Origin of the sequence: Methylobacterium sp. Leaf469, from assembly GCF_001424745.1 — a bacterium.
Classification (GTDB): Bacteria; Pseudomonadota; Alphaproteobacteria; order Rhizobiales; family Beijerinckiaceae; genus Methylobacterium.
Window position 1 is genome coordinate 321,764 of sequence record NZ_LMRE01000001.1, and the last position, 13,325, is coordinate 335,088.

Genomic DNA, 13,325 nt, shown 5'->3' on the forward strand with positions numbered 1-13,325 from the left:
TGTTTTTGGATTCCGGGTTCGCCTACGGCGCCCCGGAATGACGCGGCGGACAGCATCCGAGAGCACGACTCCACTGAGCGATCCGCGAGCGATGCGAGCCTCGCGATCGACACTGATTGTATCGGAATTCCGCCATGGCCGAGCAGACCCCTCCCCGCCTTTACGAGACCCCGCCGACCGACCGTCCCATCACCGAGGCGGAAGCCGCCCGGTCGGCCGGCCTCGCGCACAACGAGCACCTCAAGATCGCCTCCGGCTACCTGCGCGGGACCCTGGCCGACGGGCTCCTGAAGCACGCCACCGGCGCCATCTCGGAGGATGACGGTCAGCTCGTGAAGTTCCACGGGATGTACATGCAGGACGACCGCGACATCCGCGCGGAACGGACCAAGAAGAAGCTCGAGAAGGCCTTCAGCTTCATGATCCGCCTGCGCATCGCCGGTGGCGTCGTCACACCGAAGCAGTGGCTGGCGCTGGACGAGATCGCCACGGTCTATGCGGGCGGGGCCTTGCGGGCGACGACGCGCCAGACCTTCCAGTATCACGGGGTCATCAAGTCGAACCTCAAGCGCACGATGGCGGCCATCGACGCGACGCTGCTCGACACCATCGCGGCCTGCGGCGACGTCAACCGCAACGTCATGTCGGCGACGAACCCGGCGCAGTCGGGCGCCCACAAGGTCGCGTACGATCTCGCCAAGAACATCTCGGATTCCCTGCTGCCGAAGACCAGCGCCTGGCGCGAAATCTGGCTCGACGGCGAGCGCGTGGTCGGCGGCGAGGACGCGGCCGAGATCGAACCCGTCTACGGCAAGACCTACCTGCCACGGAAGTTCAAGACCGTGATCGCGGTGCCGCCCTCGAACGAGGTCGACATCTTCGCCCACGACCTCGGCTTCATCGCGATCCTCGACAAGAAGGGGAAGGTCACGGGCTGGAACGTCACGGTCGGCGGCGGCATGGGCATGACCCACGGCGAGACCGACACGTTCCCGCGCACCGCCGACGTGATGTGCTTCGTCGCGCCCGAGGACGCCCTGAAGGCGGCCGAGGCCGTGATGACGGTGCAGCGCGACTGGGGCAACCGCAAGGTCCGCAAGAACGCCCGCCTGAAGTACACCATCGAGCGCTACGGGCTGGCCGCCTTCCGGGCCGAGGTGGAGAAGCGCGTCGGCAAGCCGCTGGCCGACCCGAAGCCCTTCACCTTCACGGGCAACGGCGACCGCTACGGCTGGACCGAGGGCGACGACGGCCGCCACCACCTGACGCTCTACGTCGCTTCCGGGCGGATCAAGGATTACGAGAACGGCCCGCAGCTGCTCACGGGCCTGCGCCGCATCGCCGAGATTCACGAGGGCGACTTCCGCCTCACCGGCAACCAGAACGTCATCATCGCCAACGTGCCGTCCGAGAAGCGTGCCGAGATCGAGGCCCTGGTCGACCAGCACGGCATGATGAAGGGTGCGAGCGCGCTCCGCCGCAACTCCATGGCCTGCGTGGCGCTGCCGACCTGCGGCCTCGCGCTGGCCGAGAGCGAGCGCTACCTGCCCGACCTGATGACCGAGCTCGAGACAAGCCTCGCGTCCCACGGATTGCAGGACGACGAGATCACCATCCGGATGACCGGCTGCCCCAACGGCTGCGCCCGGCCGTTCATCGCCGAGATCGGTCTCGTGGGTCGCGGTCCCGAGCGCTACCACCTCTATCTCGGGGCGGCCTTCGACGGCTCGCGCCTGGGCAAGCTCTACGGCGAGGACGTCACCGCCTCCGAGATCAAGACGATCCTCGATCCCCTGTTCGCGGCCTACGCGAAGAACAAGCAGCCCGGCGAGCGCTTCGGCGACTACCTCATCCGCGACGGCTACGTGACGAAGACGGTCAACGGCCCGGATTTCCACGAGAAGATCGGCCCGCTGAAGAGCGCGGCCTGAGTTGCGGCGAGGGAGCGGGGATGTCTCGCTCCCTCACACATGTTTGAGCGTCGCACGGGTATAGCTTTCCAGAACGGCGTTCATGCGCGTCTGGTAGCCTCGCCCCTGCTGCTTGTAGGCATCGAGGACCGATGTCTTGACCCGGAGCGTGACGGATTGCGTCCGATCCGGCTCGACGAGCTTGGCGTTTGTCCAGAACGCCTCATCGAGTTCCGGCACATCGCTGAAATCGATCTCGGCGTCCGGTACGGCCGCGATCTCATCGGGCATCATCGGACACGCGTAGCGCTTCATCATAGCGTTTCCTTTCCCGTTGCGAGGCAGGGCGAGCCGAGATGATTCGGGTGACGCCGCTCCGATCCGTGTGAACGACGGTCAGGAACGCGACCGCATCGGCCACCTTTTTTCGAAACATGTCGAAATTCGGGCCTCGAGTGAACCGTTGCGGTTGATGGCCGTTGATTCCCCAGACAGAGGGGAACCCGGCCATGGCCAAGCACGAGATCCTGAATTTCTTCCAACATCGCCACGACGGCGCCTGGATCTGCGTCAAGCCTTTTACCCTGACGACCAAGTCGAGCAGCGTCGACATTCAGCAGGGCATGCGGTTCGATTACGGCAAGCGCGTCGGCGGAGTCGATCTGGCCGAATATCTGGAGCAGCTCGGATCGCAGTTCGGCTCGTAAGGCACACTCCCCGCGTCACGTGCGTCGAGGGCTCTTTGAGCCTTTGACCTTGCCTGGGCCGCCCCCTAGCGTGATGCCATGACCACCGCAGCGGCACCCGTGACCGCCCTCCCAGACGACCTCGCTGTTCCGCACGAAGCGGCGCCGATGACCCGGTGCCGCATCCTGGAAACCGCCGAACGGGCGTTCCGGGAGATCGGCTACCAGAAGACCACCGTCGCCGATATCGCCCGCGCCCTGCGGATGAGTCCGGCCAACGTGTATCGTTTCTTCGATTCGAAGAAGGCGATCCACGAGGCCGTGATCAAGCGTCTCATGGACGAGACCGAGCAGCGCGTGGCCATCGCGGCGCGAGGGCCCGGGCAAAGTGCGAGCGCACGGCTCACGAGCGTGATCCTGGTCCTGCACCGGGCCTGTATCGAGCGCTGCGACGCCAACCCGCGCATGCACGAGATGGTCGAGGCCGCCGTCGCCGAGAGCTGGGATGTCTGCGCCCACCATATCGAGCGGATCGGCTCGATGATCGAGACCCTGGTGCGCGACGGGATCACGGCGGGTGAATTCGCGGTGGACGATCCAGCGACCGCCGCCGCCTGCCTGCACACGGCGGTGCTGCGCTACTGCCATCCCACCCTCGTCAGTCGCTACCCCGATGCCGGGGTTCCCCCCGTCGAGGCGATGATCGCCTTTCTGCTGAGAAGCCTGCGCGCGCCGGCCTGATCCCGCATCACGCCATGTCGGCGACGATGGCCTGCGCGACGGCGCGGGGATCGGCGGCGCCGGTGATCGGGCGCCCGACCACCACATGGTCGATACCGGCGCGTCGGGCTTCGCCGGGCGTCATCACCCGCTTCTGGTCGCCGAGGCCGCTGCCGGCAGGCCGGATGCCGGGGGTGACGATGAGGCGCGAAGGCCCGACCACGCCCCGGACAGAGACCGCCTCGACGGCGCTGCAGACGATGCCGTCGATCCCGGCCTCGTCTGCCTGGCGTGCGCGCTGCGCCACGAGGTCGGCGACGGGCAGCGCGTAGCCGGCCTCCTGCGCATCGGCCTCGTCGTAGGAGGTCAGCACGGTGACGGCCAGGATCCGCAGGCCGCCGGTGCCGCGTCCCCGCACCGCCGCCCGCATGGTCTGCGGATAGGCATGCACCGTGAGGAAGGTCGGCCCGAGGTCGGACAGCGCCCGCACGCCCTCCTCCACGGTGTTGCCGATGTCGTGGAGCTTCAGGTCGAGGAACACCTTGAGGCCGGCGGCAGCGAGACGGGGCACCAGGGCGAGCCCGCCCGCATAGGCGAGGCGGTAGCCGATCTTGTAGAAGGTCGCGGCGTCGCCGATGCGCTCCACAAGTGCTTCCGCCTCAGCCACCGTCGCGACGTCGAGGGCGACGATGAGGCGGTCGCGCGGATCGGGCATGGCGGGCATCGTCGGGTCCTTCGGCCTGGAAGCGTCGGGCGGCCATCCCGCGTCGGGAGCCAGGTGTCAACGCGGCGCCATCGCGGCGGCCACCTCCGCCCGCAGAACCGGCAGCAGCTCGGCCTCGAACCACGGATTGGCCTTCAGCCAGCCGCTGTTGCGCCAGGACGGGTGCGGCAGGGGCAGCACGCGCGGCCGGCGCGGGGCCGCCAGGACGGCGCGCCAGCCCCGGACGGTCTCAGTGAGCCCGCCCTTCGACCGCCCGAGGTGCCACACCTGCGCATACTGGCCGATGACGAGGATCAGGTCGAGGTTGGGCAGCCCCGCGAACAGCTCGGCCCGCCAGCGCTCGGCGCATTCGCGCCGGGGCGGGCGGTCCCCACCCTTGGCGTCGTAGCCCGGAAAGCACGCACCCATGGGCACGATGGCGAGGCGCGACGCATCGTAGAACGCGGCCTCGTCGAGGCCGAGCCAGTCGCGCAGGCGAATCCCGGAGGGGTCCATGAACGGGACGCCGCTCTTGTCGGCCCGGTTGCCCGGCGCCTGGCTGGCGATGCAGAGGCGCGCGCTGGAACGGCCCTGGACGATGGGGCGCGGCTCCTGGGGCAAGGGCGGCCCATAGACCGGCGCGTCGCGGCAGATCCGGCAGGCGCGCAGGGACGCGGCCGTCGCGTCGAAATCCGGAACAGGTTGCATGATGGTCCGGAGATAGGGGCGCGCCTCGGCCCTGGACAGGGCCGAGACGACTGCTTCCGGCCTGGGCCGATGGCGAACGACGCATCGAACCGATTTCCCTCACTCCCGCCGATGCCGAACTCTGCCGATGCCGAGGTGGCAGCTGCGGATGAGGGTCGGTGATCCGGCCGCGGCGGCGGCGATCCCGGAGCCGACCTTCAGGGTCCCGAGAGGGTGGACCGCGGGCGCTCGCGCGGATTCAAGGCGAGCACCGGCCGAACGATCTTGCGACGTTCCTGCGGACCTGAAAATCGGAACATATCCCCGGCCAAGCGTCTTGAATCCGGTATCGAAGCATCATCGGTAGTGGCCGACCGATCGGATCAAGATTTCGATCTGAATCTCTGGGATCAGATCGCTCGGACTGCCACGCGACATCGCAGAGGACGTTCCGGATGAAGGCACTGTGTTGGCATGGCAAGGGCGACATCAGGTGCGATACGGTGCCGGACCCGAGGATCGAGGACGCACGCGACGTCATCATCAAGGTGACCTCGTGCGCCATCTGCGGCTCGGACCTCCACCTCATGGACGGCCAGATGCCGACCATGGAGAGCGGCGACGTGCTGGGCCACGAGTTCATGGGTGAGGTCGTCGAGGTCGGCGCCGGCTTCACCAAGTTCAAAAAGGGCGACCGTATCGTCGTGCCGTTCAACATCAATTGCGGCGAGTGCCGCCAGTGCCGCCTCGGCAATTACTCGGTATGCCAGCGCTCGAACCGTAACGGCGCCATGGCGGCGGCCCAGTTCGGTTACCCCACCGCCGGCCTGTTCGGCTACTCGCACCTCACCGGCGGCTATTCCGGCGGCCAGGCCGAGTACGTCCGGGTGCCCATGGCGGACGTCGCCCCCATGCTGGCGCCGGAGGGCGTCGACGACGAATCGCTCCTGTTCCTCACCGACATCCTGCCCACAGGCTGGCAGGGCGCCGAGCATTGCGAGATCAAGGGTGGCGAGATCATCGCCGTCTGGGGCGCCGGTCCGGTGGGCCTGTTCGCGATCCAGTCGGCCAAGATCATGGGCGCCGAGCGCATCATCGCCATCGACACGGTGCCGGAGCGCCTCGCCCTCGCCCGGACCTACGGGGCCACCGACATCATCGACTACGCCAACGACGACGTGTTCGAGCGCATCAAGGAGATCAGCAAGGGCGAGGGGGCCGACGCCGTCATAGACTGCGTCGGCATGGAGGCCAGCGCCGGGCACGGCCTCGCCTCCATCGTCAACACCATCCAGGAGAAACTCACCTCGACGGAGCGGCCCTACGCCCTCATGGAGGCGATCAAGGCCGTGCGCCCGTGCGGCATCGTCTCGGTGCCGGGCGTCTATGGCGGGCCGATCCCGATCAACATGGGGATGATCGTGCAGAAGGGCCTGACCATGAAGAGCGGCCAGACCCACGTGAAGCGCTACCTCGAACCGCTGACCAAGCTGATCCAGGCGGGCAAGATCGACATGACGTCGATGATCACGCACCGCTCCACGAATCTCGCCGACGGGCCCGACCTGTACAAGACCTTCCGCGACAAGAAGGATGGCTGCGTGAAGGTGGTGTTCCACCCCAACTAGCGTGCATGACCGGCAGCGCCCTGGATTGGAATCCCTTCCCGGTCCAAGGTCGTTGTCGGATCTCTGGCGAGGATTCCTGGAGCGGACCACGTCCGCGCGGGGGGCCTCAGGCGCGCCGGGACGGGAGATGATATGGCGTTCAAGGCGAAATCGGCGTCGGAGACCAAGGCGGCGGATCTGGCCGCCGCCTTGGTGCGCATCGCGGACAGGGGTGGCGCGCCGCTGCACGTCGGCGTGGACGAACTGCGACGCGGCAACCCGCGCCTGACGCCGCTGGCCATCGGCCAGATGTTCCGCAAGCACCACGATATCCTGGAGGCGGCACTGGCCGAGCGCGGCTACGCCCTCGTCGATTATGCGGATCAGGGACCGGGCCTCGGCATGGCTTTCGCGATCGATCCGGCGTGACCTTCATCGGCTCGGGCGGCCTCGCCTAGCTCACGAAATCCAAGGGGTCCCGGCTCAGGAGGTCTGCGCCTTCGGTGCGGCCCAGGACGTAATGGGCTGGACGCTGATCTGGAGACCGTGTTTCCACCGCACGTTGAACCGGCGATAGGTGCGGTCGCGATCGAGCTTGATGTCGATGGCTTCGTTCGGACCGATGACCACATCCCGGCGCAGGTTCACCAGGGTCTTGTCGCTGACCTGACCGACGATGTCGCAGGCATAGGTGCGGTTTCCGATGCGCAGGATCGCCGGCAAGAGCGCAGTGTCCGTGCTGCGCGGCCGGGACGGCTGCTGAACGCCAGTAAACCGCTTGAAGATCGACGGAACCCAGGACAGCATCTGATCGCTCGAAACCGGTCGTTGTCCGTCCGGTCTACGAGCGAGAGATTGACAATCCATGATTGACATCACGGGGCTTGCGCCCGTGACTTCCGACGACGGTGGTCAGACGCCCTTGAGCCCGCCGAGATCCAGCGGCAGGGATCGCAGGCGCCGCCCCGTGGCGGCGAAGACGGCGTTGGAGATCGCCGGGGCGATGACCGGCACGCCGGGCTCGCCGATACCCGTGGGCGCCGTGGTGGACGGCATGATGTGAACCTCGACCACCGGCATCTCGCTCATGCGGGTCGGTTCATAAGTGTCGAAGTTGCGCTCCTGCACCACCCCGTCCTTGAGGGTGATCCGGTTGCGCAGGACCGACGAGAGCGCGAAGCCGACCGCACCCTCGACCTGGGCCCGGATGATGTCCGGGTTGACGGCGATACCGACATCGACAGCGGCGACGATGCGGTTGACCTTCAGCTTGGCTTCGTCGGCGGTGACGTCGGCCACCATGGCGACATAGGAGCCGAAGGATTCGTGGGCCGCGACGCCGAATCCGTGCCCCTTGCCCGAAGGCCGGTTCGACCAGCCGGCCTTCTCGGCGGCGAGCGCCAGGACGCCGGAGAGGCGCGGGGCGCCCTTCAGCATCGCGAGACGGTAGGCGACGGGATCGGCCCCGGCGGCGTGAGCCAACTCGTCGATGAACACCTCCATGGCGTGCGCCGTGTGGGTGTGGCCCACCGAGCGCCACCACAGCACCGGTACGCCCTCGCGGGCGTTGTTGACCTCGAACCGGTAGGCCGGCAACGCGTAGGGCGTGTCGGACGCGCCCTCGATGGAGGTCGAATCGACGCCGTTCTTCACCAGCATCGCCTCGAAGGGCGAGCCGATCATGATCGACTTGCCGATCATGCGGTGTTCCCAGCCGACCACCGCCCCGGCGGCGTCGAGGCCGGCCCTGAGCTTGTGCACCACCATCGGCCGGTAGTAGCCGCCGGCCATGTCGTCCTCGCGGGTCCAGACGAGATGGACCGGGGCCTTGCCCCCCGTCGCCTTCACGATGGCGGCGGTCTCGGCGAAGTAGTCGGCGCTCGGCGTCGCGCGCCGGCCGAACGAGCCGCCGGCCCATTGGGTGTGGAGGCGGACTTTGTCGGTGGTCACCCCGAGGGTGGCGGCCACCACGGCCTGCTCGATGGTCTGGATCTGGCAGCCGGCGAAGACGTCGTAGGTGCCGTCCGGGGCCCGCTCGATGGTGGCGTTGAGGGGTTCCATGGAGGCGTGGGCGAGGTAGGGGAAGGTGAACTCCGCCTCCAGCACCTTCGCGGCTTTGCCGATGGCGCCGCCGGCGTCGCCACGCTCCGAGGCGACGATGCCGGGACTCTTGAGACGCTCGCGGTACTCGGCCAGGATCGCGTCGGACGAGCGGGTCTCGGCGCCCGAATCGTCCCAGGTCACGTCCAGCACCTCGCGGCCCTTGATGGCCGACCACGTGTCCTTGGCGATCACCGCGACGCCGGTGGGGATCGTCACCACGTCGAGGACGCCCGGCATGGCCCGCGCCGCCTTGCTGTTCACCGTCGCCACCACGCCGCCGAAGCGCGGCGCGTGCAGCACCACGGCCGTGACCTGGCCGGGGCGCCGGATATCCATGGAATAGGTGGCGCTGCCGTCGGTCTTGGCGGCCGAATCGAGGCGCGGCACCTTGGTGCCGATGAGCGTCCACTGGTCCGGACGCTTGAGGGTCGGCTCCTGCGGCACGGGCTGCGCCGCGGCCGCCTCGGCGAGCTCGCCGAAGCGGGCCTGCCGGTTGGAGGCGGCGTGGCGCACCAGCCCCTTCGAGACCGTGATCTCGCCGGCCGGGACCTTCCAGCGTTCGGCGGCGGCGGCCACCAGCATGGCGCGGGCGGCCGCACCCGCCCGGCGCAGCTGGAGCCAGGAATTGGCGATGGCCGTGGAGCCGCCCGTGCCCTGCACGGGGCCCATGAGCAGGTTGCTGTAGAGGGCCGCATCCGCCGGGGCGAAGGCCGTATGGACGGTGGCCCAATCCGCGTCGAGTTCGTCGGCCAGGATGGTGGCGAGGCCCGTGGTGTTGCCCTGGCCCATGTCGAGGTGCTTGATCATCACCGTGACGGTGTCGTCGGCGGCGATCCGCACGAAGGCGTTCGGTTTCGCCGGACCGCCGGTGAGGTCGGGACCGCCCGCGGCGCGGGCCTGGCGCGGGCCGCCGAGGGTGAAGCCGAGCAGGATCGCCCCCGTCGCGACGGTGGCCCCGCCCAGGAAGGCGCGGCGGGAGGGGACGGTCTCCAGGGCCTGACGGACCTTCAGCATGGCGGACTCCAATTCGGACGGGTCTTCAGGATTCGGGCAGGGGGACGATCAGGCGAGGCTGCGCGCCGCCTCGTGGATCGCCGCGCGAATGCGCTGGTAGGTGCCACAACGGCAGACGTTTCCGTCCATGGCCCCGTCGATATCGGCATCCGTCGGCTTCGCGTTGCCCGAGAGAAGGCCGATGGCCGACATCATCTGGCCCGACTGGCAGTAGCCGCACTGGACCACGTCGAGGCCGCGCCAGGCGGTGCGGACGGCCTCGGCGACCTTGCCGGACACGCCCTCGATGGTGGTGACCTTGCCCTCGCCGATGTCGCCGATCCGGGTCTGGCAGGCGCGGACGGGCTGGCCGTCGAGGTGGACCGTGCAGGCGCCGCACTGCGCGATGCCGCAGCCATACTTGGTCCCGGTCTTGTCGAGGTGGTCGCGCAGCACCCAGAGGAGCGGGGTCTCGGGATCGGCCTCGACGCTATGGGCGACGCCGTTGACGGTCAGCTTCACCATGGGTCGTGCTCCGAATTCGTAATTTGAAACGATGCTAGACCGCTGACGGCGCGATTCGTGTGCGCCACCACACAGAACTTGTCCACGCCGACGACCGGTCACGCCGCCGAAGCGTCCGGAATCGAGACAATGCCGCGGATCGCGGCAGGCCGTTCTTAACATATCCGGGTCAGTCTCGCAGGGGTCGTGTTCCGACATGCTCGCGGTCCCCCATGGGGTGCGAGCGCCCCTTCGCGCGATCCTCAAGACGGTAATGCCCGACCTGACAGCGGAGATGATTCAGCGTGGGCGCGGCCCGGCCGCCCCGGAGGCGGTGCGCCGCCGCGAGGTCGCGCGCGAAATGCGCTCGGCCCGCGAGAAGCTGACCTCGACGAGCGGGCTGGAACGCGCCTTCGATTACGAGCTGGTGCGCGTCTATGCCCAGTACCGGGCCGGCGCGGTCATTCCCCTGGCATTGCTGGGCCTCGCCATCGCGGGGGGCTCCGCCCTCTGGGTGCCGCCCCCCGTGGCGGCCGTGTGGGCGGCCTGTCTCCTGGCGGCCGTCGCCCTGTCGATGTTCGCCACCCGGCGCTTCCTGGCGCAGGACCCGGAGGCGGTCTCCGTCGCGGTGTGGCGGCGCTACTTCATGGTGTGCGAGGTCGTACAGAGCACGTCCTGGGCCCTGATGATCCTCGTCGGCACCACGCCGGGGGCCCGCACCTTCGTTCTGTTCGGCCTCCTCATCGTCGCGGCGGTGTCGACGATGCTCGCCGCGACCCTGCCGGCGGCCGCGGTGGCCGCCCTCATTCCCCTCAATATCGCCGCCCTGTCGCTCCTCGTGTTCTCGCACGACATGGACACGGCGATGCTGGTCACCATGGTGGTGGGCGCGCAGGTGTTCTTCATGGGGCTGGCCCGGCGGGTCTACGCCTCGACGGTGGGGGCCCTGAAATCCCAGGCCGAGAAAGACGCGATCTTCGGCGAACTCGAACAGGCCAAGGCCAATTCCGACGAGGCGCGGCGCCGGGCCGAGGAAGCCAACCTCGCGAAAAGCCGGTTCCTCGCCACCATGAGCCACGAGCTGCGCACGCCGCTCAACGCCATCCTGGGCTTCTCGGAGGTGATGAAGAACGAGGTGTTCGGCGCCCACGTCGCGCCGTCCTACAAGGAATACGCCGCCGACATCCACGACAGCGGCCTGCACCTCCTCAACCTGATCAACGAGATCCTCGATCTCTCCCGCATCGAGGCCGGGCGCTACGAGCTCAACGAGGAGGCGATCCAGCTCGGCTTCGCCGTGGACGAGTGCCGCCACATGGTCGGCCTGCGCGCACGCAGCAAGGGCCAGACCTTCCACGAGTTCATCGACGACAGCCTGCCGCGCCTGTGGGCGGACGAGCGGGCCCTGCGCCAGATCATCCTCAACCTCCTGTCGAACGCGGTGAAGTTCACCCCGCCGGGCGGCGAGATCACCATCAAGGTCGGCTGGACCTCGTCCGGCGGGCAATACGTGAGCGTGAAGGACAGCGGACCGGGCATTCCGGAGGACGAGCTCGGCACGGTGATGTCGTCGTTCGGGCGCGGGTCCCTCGCCATCAAGACGGCGGAGCAGGGCTCGGGCCTCGGCCTGCCCATCGTGAAGGGTCTCGTCGATCTCCACGGCGGCAACTTCCTGCTGCAGTCGAAGCCGCGCGAGGGCACCGAGGTGGTGGTCACCTTCCCGGCGAGCCGGGTCATGGATACCCTGCCGGCGCTGGACCTGCCGGGCGGGGACCTGCGGGGCGGGGACCTGCCGATCCAGGATCTCGTGAGCCAGGATTCGGACAAGGCCACGGCGGACGCCAAGCGCGGACGCTCGGCGGCGCGGGCGGCCTGAGGCCCAGACGGGAGCCGGAGCGCGGATCTCCCCTTTCCAGGCGCCGTCCCTGGTCCGTATGTTGCTTCGTCCCGAAGGATGCCGCCGCGACGATCGGCTGGGCCGAATCGGGCCGCGGGGACGGGGACCATGAGCCAGACAGCCCGGACCGCCCTCCCCCCGTACGCCGGCCTCCCTACCGACCTCGACGCGGCCTACCGCCGGATCACCTGGCGGCTGCTGCCGTTCCTGATGGGCCTGTGGATCCTGTCGTGGATCGACCGGGTGAACATCGGTTTCGCCAAGCTGCAGATGCTCGCCGACCTGAAGTTCAGCGAGACGGTCTACGGCATCGGCGCGGGCATCTTTTTCCTCGGCTACTTCCTCTGCGAGGTGCCGAGCAACCTGCTCTTGGAACACATCGGCGCCCGCCGGACCATCGCCCGCATCACCTTCCTGTGGGGCGCGTGCTGCGTGGCGATGATGTTCGTGACGACGCCGGCCGGATTCTACGCCCTGCGCTTCCTGCTCGGCGTGTTCGAGGCCGGGTTCTATCCGGGCGTGATCCTGTTCCTGACCTACTGGTATCCGACGGAGCGACGCGCGCGGGTGTTCGGCCTGTTCATGTCGGCCTCGGCGCTGGCCGGCGTCATCGGCGGGCCGCTCGCCGGTGCGATCATGACCGGCATGGACGGCGTGAACGGGTGGGCCGGCTGGCAGTGGGTGTTCCTCATCGAGGGCATCCCATCGATCCTCGCCGGCCTCGTCACCCTGTTCTATCTGACCGACCGGCCCGCGAAGGCCCTGTGGCTCACGGACACGCAGCGGGCCCTGGTGGTGGCGGATCTGGCCCGCGACGCGGCGGCCCTCGGGCCCCGCGAGCACCGCATCCTGGCCTCCCTGAAGGATGCCCGCGTCTGGCAATGCATCGCGATCTTCTTTTGCATCGTCACCGCCAACTCGGCGCTGACCTTCTTCGGCCCGAGCGTGGTGCGGGAGGCCGGCTTCACCGATCCGCTCACCATCGGCTGGATCCTGTCGGGCGCCTACCTGTGCGGTGGCGCCGGCATGATCCTCAACGGCCTTCATTCCGACCGCTCCGGCGAGGCGCGGCTGCATTGCGGCGTCCCGGCCCTCGTCGGCGCCGCGGCCATCGCGCTCCTCGGATTCCTCGTACCCGTGAGCCCGGCCCTGTCCGTCGTCGCCCTCACCGTGGCCATCGCCGGCACCATGAGCGCGATCCCGGTGTTCTGGCAGATCCCCGGCCGGTTCCTGGCGGGCTCGGCCGCCGCCGCCGGCATCGCGCTGATCAATTCGGTGGCCAATCTCGCGGGCTTCGGCGCGCCCGCCGCCATGGGATTCCTGCGCGAACTCACCGGCTCGGTCTCCACCGGCCTGTGGATCGTCGCCGCCGTCGAGGGCTTCGCCCTCGTCCTCATCTGCAGTTTCGTCCCGCCCGAGACGCCTGCCCCGGAGACGCCTGCCCCGGAGACGCCCGCCCCGGAGACGCCCGCCCCGGAGCCGCGCATCGCGGTGGCGTGAGCCGGACCCGCCCAA

13 protein-coding genes are annotated in these 13,325 nt (G+C 68.6%); 7 read left to right on the forward strand and 6 right to left on the reverse strand.

Annotated elements, in window-relative coordinates:
- Nucleotides 1-134: 134 nt before the first annotated feature.
- Complete coding sequence (locus ASG60_RS01490) at nucleotides 135-1,931, forward strand: NADPH-dependent assimilatory sulfite reductase hemoprotein subunit (RefSeq protein WP_056384082.1); 1,797 nt, start codon at nucleotides 135-137, stop codon at nucleotides 1,929-1,931.
- 33 nt (nucleotides 1,932-1,964) lie between these two features.
- Here ASG60_RS01490 and ASG60_RS01495 read toward each other — a convergent pair whose 3' ends face one another.
- Nucleotides 1,965-2,225: a BrnA antitoxin family protein gene (locus tag ASG60_RS01495; RefSeq protein WP_244476546.1), complete on the reverse strand. Its 261-nt coding sequence runs from the start codon at nucleotides 2,223-2,225 to the stop codon at nucleotides 1,965-1,967.
- Between the two features lie 194 nt (nucleotides 2,226-2,419).
- On the opposite strand from ASG60_RS01495, the gene ASG60_RS01500 reads away from it, so the two are divergent.
- Complete coding sequence (locus ASG60_RS01500) at nucleotides 2,420-2,617, forward strand: hypothetical protein (RefSeq protein ID WP_056166727.1); 198 nt, start codon at nucleotides 2,420-2,422, stop codon at nucleotides 2,615-2,617.
- Nucleotides 2,618-2,695: 78 nt separating this feature from the next.
- On the forward strand, nucleotides 2,696-3,337 hold the full coding sequence (locus ASG60_RS01505) for a TetR/AcrR family transcriptional regulator (RefSeq protein WP_082531568.1): 642 nt from the start codon (nucleotides 2,696-2,698) through the stop codon (nucleotides 3,335-3,337).
- Nucleotides 3,338-3,344: 7 nt separating this feature from the next.
- On the opposite strand, the gene pyrF is transcribed toward ASG60_RS01505, so the two are convergent.
- Nucleotides 3,345-4,040, reverse strand: coding sequence for an orotidine-5'-phosphate decarboxylase (gene pyrF / locus ASG60_RS01510; protein WP_056166725.1), 696 nt, complete (start codon nucleotides 4,038-4,040; stop codon nucleotides 3,345-3,347).
- A 57-nt stretch (nucleotides 4,041-4,097) separates the two neighbouring features.
- Complete coding sequence (locus ASG60_RS01515; RefSeq protein WP_056263596.1) at nucleotides 4,098-4,727, reverse strand: uracil-DNA glycosylase family protein; 630 nt, start codon at nucleotides 4,725-4,727, stop codon at nucleotides 4,098-4,100.
- A gap of 434 nt (nucleotides 4,728-5,161) precedes the next feature.
- Here ASG60_RS01515 and ASG60_RS01520 point away from each other — a divergent pair, with 434 nt between their 5' ends.
- Nucleotides 5,162-6,334 carry a zinc-dependent alcohol dehydrogenase gene (locus ASG60_RS01520; protein WP_056166719.1) on the forward strand — a complete coding sequence of 391 codons (1,173 nt, stop codon included), beginning with the start codon at nucleotides 5,162-5,164 and terminating at the stop codon, nucleotides 6,332-6,334.
- Nucleotides 6,335-6,466: 132 nt separating this feature from the next.
- The gene (locus ASG60_RS01525) at nucleotides 6,467-6,742 is read left to right on the forward strand and encodes a hypothetical protein (protein WP_056166716.1); all 276 of its coding nucleotides are present in this window, start codon (nucleotides 6,467-6,469) and stop codon (nucleotides 6,740-6,742) included.
- Nucleotides 6,743-6,796: 54 nt separating this feature from the next.
- Here ASG60_RS01525 and ASG60_RS01530 read toward each other — a convergent pair whose 3' ends face one another.
- The 3 genes from ASG60_RS01530 to ASG60_RS01540 form a co-directional block, all read right to left on the reverse strand.
- Nucleotides 6,797-7,120, reverse strand: a complete 324-nt coding sequence (locus ASG60_RS01530; protein WP_056384085.1) for a hypothetical protein — start codon at nucleotides 7,118-7,120, stop codon at nucleotides 6,797-6,799.
- 105 nt (nucleotides 7,121-7,225) lie between these two features.
- Nucleotides 7,226-9,430, reverse strand: coding sequence for a xanthine dehydrogenase family protein molybdopterin-binding subunit (locus tag ASG60_RS01535; RefSeq protein WP_056384086.1), 2,205 nt, complete (start codon nucleotides 9,428-9,430; stop codon nucleotides 7,226-7,228).
- 48 nt (nucleotides 9,431-9,478) lie between these two features.
- Nucleotides 9,479-9,934 carry a (2Fe-2S)-binding protein gene (locus tag ASG60_RS01540; RefSeq protein WP_056166708.1) on the reverse strand — a complete coding sequence of 152 codons (456 nt, stop codon included), beginning with the start codon at nucleotides 9,932-9,934 and terminating at the stop codon, nucleotides 9,479-9,481.
- Between the two features lie 253 nt (nucleotides 9,935-10,187).
- On the opposite strand from ASG60_RS01540, the gene ASG60_RS01545 reads away from it, so the two are divergent.
- Together ASG60_RS01545 and ASG60_RS01550 are read left to right on the forward strand one after the other, a co-directional pair.
- Complete coding sequence (locus ASG60_RS01545; RefSeq protein WP_056384087.1) at nucleotides 10,188-11,789, forward strand: HAMP domain-containing sensor histidine kinase; 1,602 nt, start codon at nucleotides 10,188-10,190, stop codon at nucleotides 11,787-11,789.
- A gap of 129 nt (nucleotides 11,790-11,918) precedes the next feature.
- Nucleotides 11,919-13,310 (forward strand): MFS transporter, encoded by a 1,392-nt coding sequence (locus ASG60_RS01550; protein WP_082531569.1) that lies wholly within the window; start codon nucleotides 11,919-11,921, stop codon nucleotides 13,308-13,310.
- Nucleotides 13,311-13,325: the final 15 nt, after the last annotated feature.

What these genes read in the sequence shown, in the direction of transcription:
- ASG60_RS01525 (WP_056166716.1), top strand. Translation starts at nt 6,467, where the DNA reads ATGGCGTTCAAGGCGAAATCGGCGTCGGAGACCAAGGCGGCGGATCTG.
- ASG60_RS01495 (WP_244476546.1), bottom strand. Translation starts at nt 2,225, where the DNA reads ATGAAGCGCTACGCGTGTCCGATGATGCCCGATGAGATCGCGGCCGTA.
- ASG60_RS01530 (WP_056384085.1), bottom strand. Translation starts at nt 7,120, where the DNA reads ATGCTGTCCTGGGTTCCGTCGATCTTCAAGCGGTTTACTGGCGTTCAG.
- ASG60_RS01535 (WP_056384086.1), bottom strand. Translation starts at nt 9,430, where the DNA reads ATGCTGAAGGTCCGTCAGGCCCTGGAGACCGTCCCCTCCCGCCGCGCC.
- ASG60_RS01540 (WP_056166708.1), bottom strand. Translation starts at nt 9,934, where the DNA reads ATGGTGAAGCTGACCGTCAACGGCGTCGCCCATAGCGTCGAGGCCGAT.
- ASG60_RS01490 (WP_056384082.1), top strand. Translation starts at nt 135, where the DNA reads ATGGCCGAGCAGACCCCTCCCCGCCTTTACGAGACCCCGCCGACCGAC.
- pyrF (WP_056166725.1), bottom strand. Translation starts at nt 4,040, where the DNA reads ATGCCCGCCATGCCCGATCCGCGCGACCGCCTCATCGTCGCCCTCGAC.
- ASG60_RS01505 (WP_082531568.1), top strand. Translation starts at nt 2,696, where the DNA reads ATGACCACCGCAGCGGCACCCGTGACCGCCCTCCCAGACGACCTCGCT.
- ASG60_RS01520 (WP_056166719.1), top strand. Translation starts at nt 5,162, where the DNA reads ATGAAGGCACTGTGTTGGCATGGCAAGGGCGACATCAGGTGCGATACG.
- ASG60_RS01545 (WP_056384087.1), top strand. Translation starts at nt 10,188, where the DNA reads ATGCCCGACCTGACAGCGGAGATGATTCAGCGTGGGCGCGGCCCGGCC.
- ASG60_RS01515 (WP_056263596.1), bottom strand. Translation starts at nt 4,727, where the DNA reads ATGCAACCTGTTCCGGATTTCGACGCGACGGCCGCGTCCCTGCGCGCC.
- ASG60_RS01550 (WP_082531569.1), top strand. Translation starts at nt 11,919, where the DNA reads ATGAGCCAGACAGCCCGGACCGCCCTCCCCCCGTACGCCGGCCTCCCT.
- ASG60_RS01500 (WP_056166727.1), top strand. Translation starts at nt 2,420, where the DNA reads ATGGCCAAGCACGAGATCCTGAATTTCTTCCAACATCGCCACGACGGC.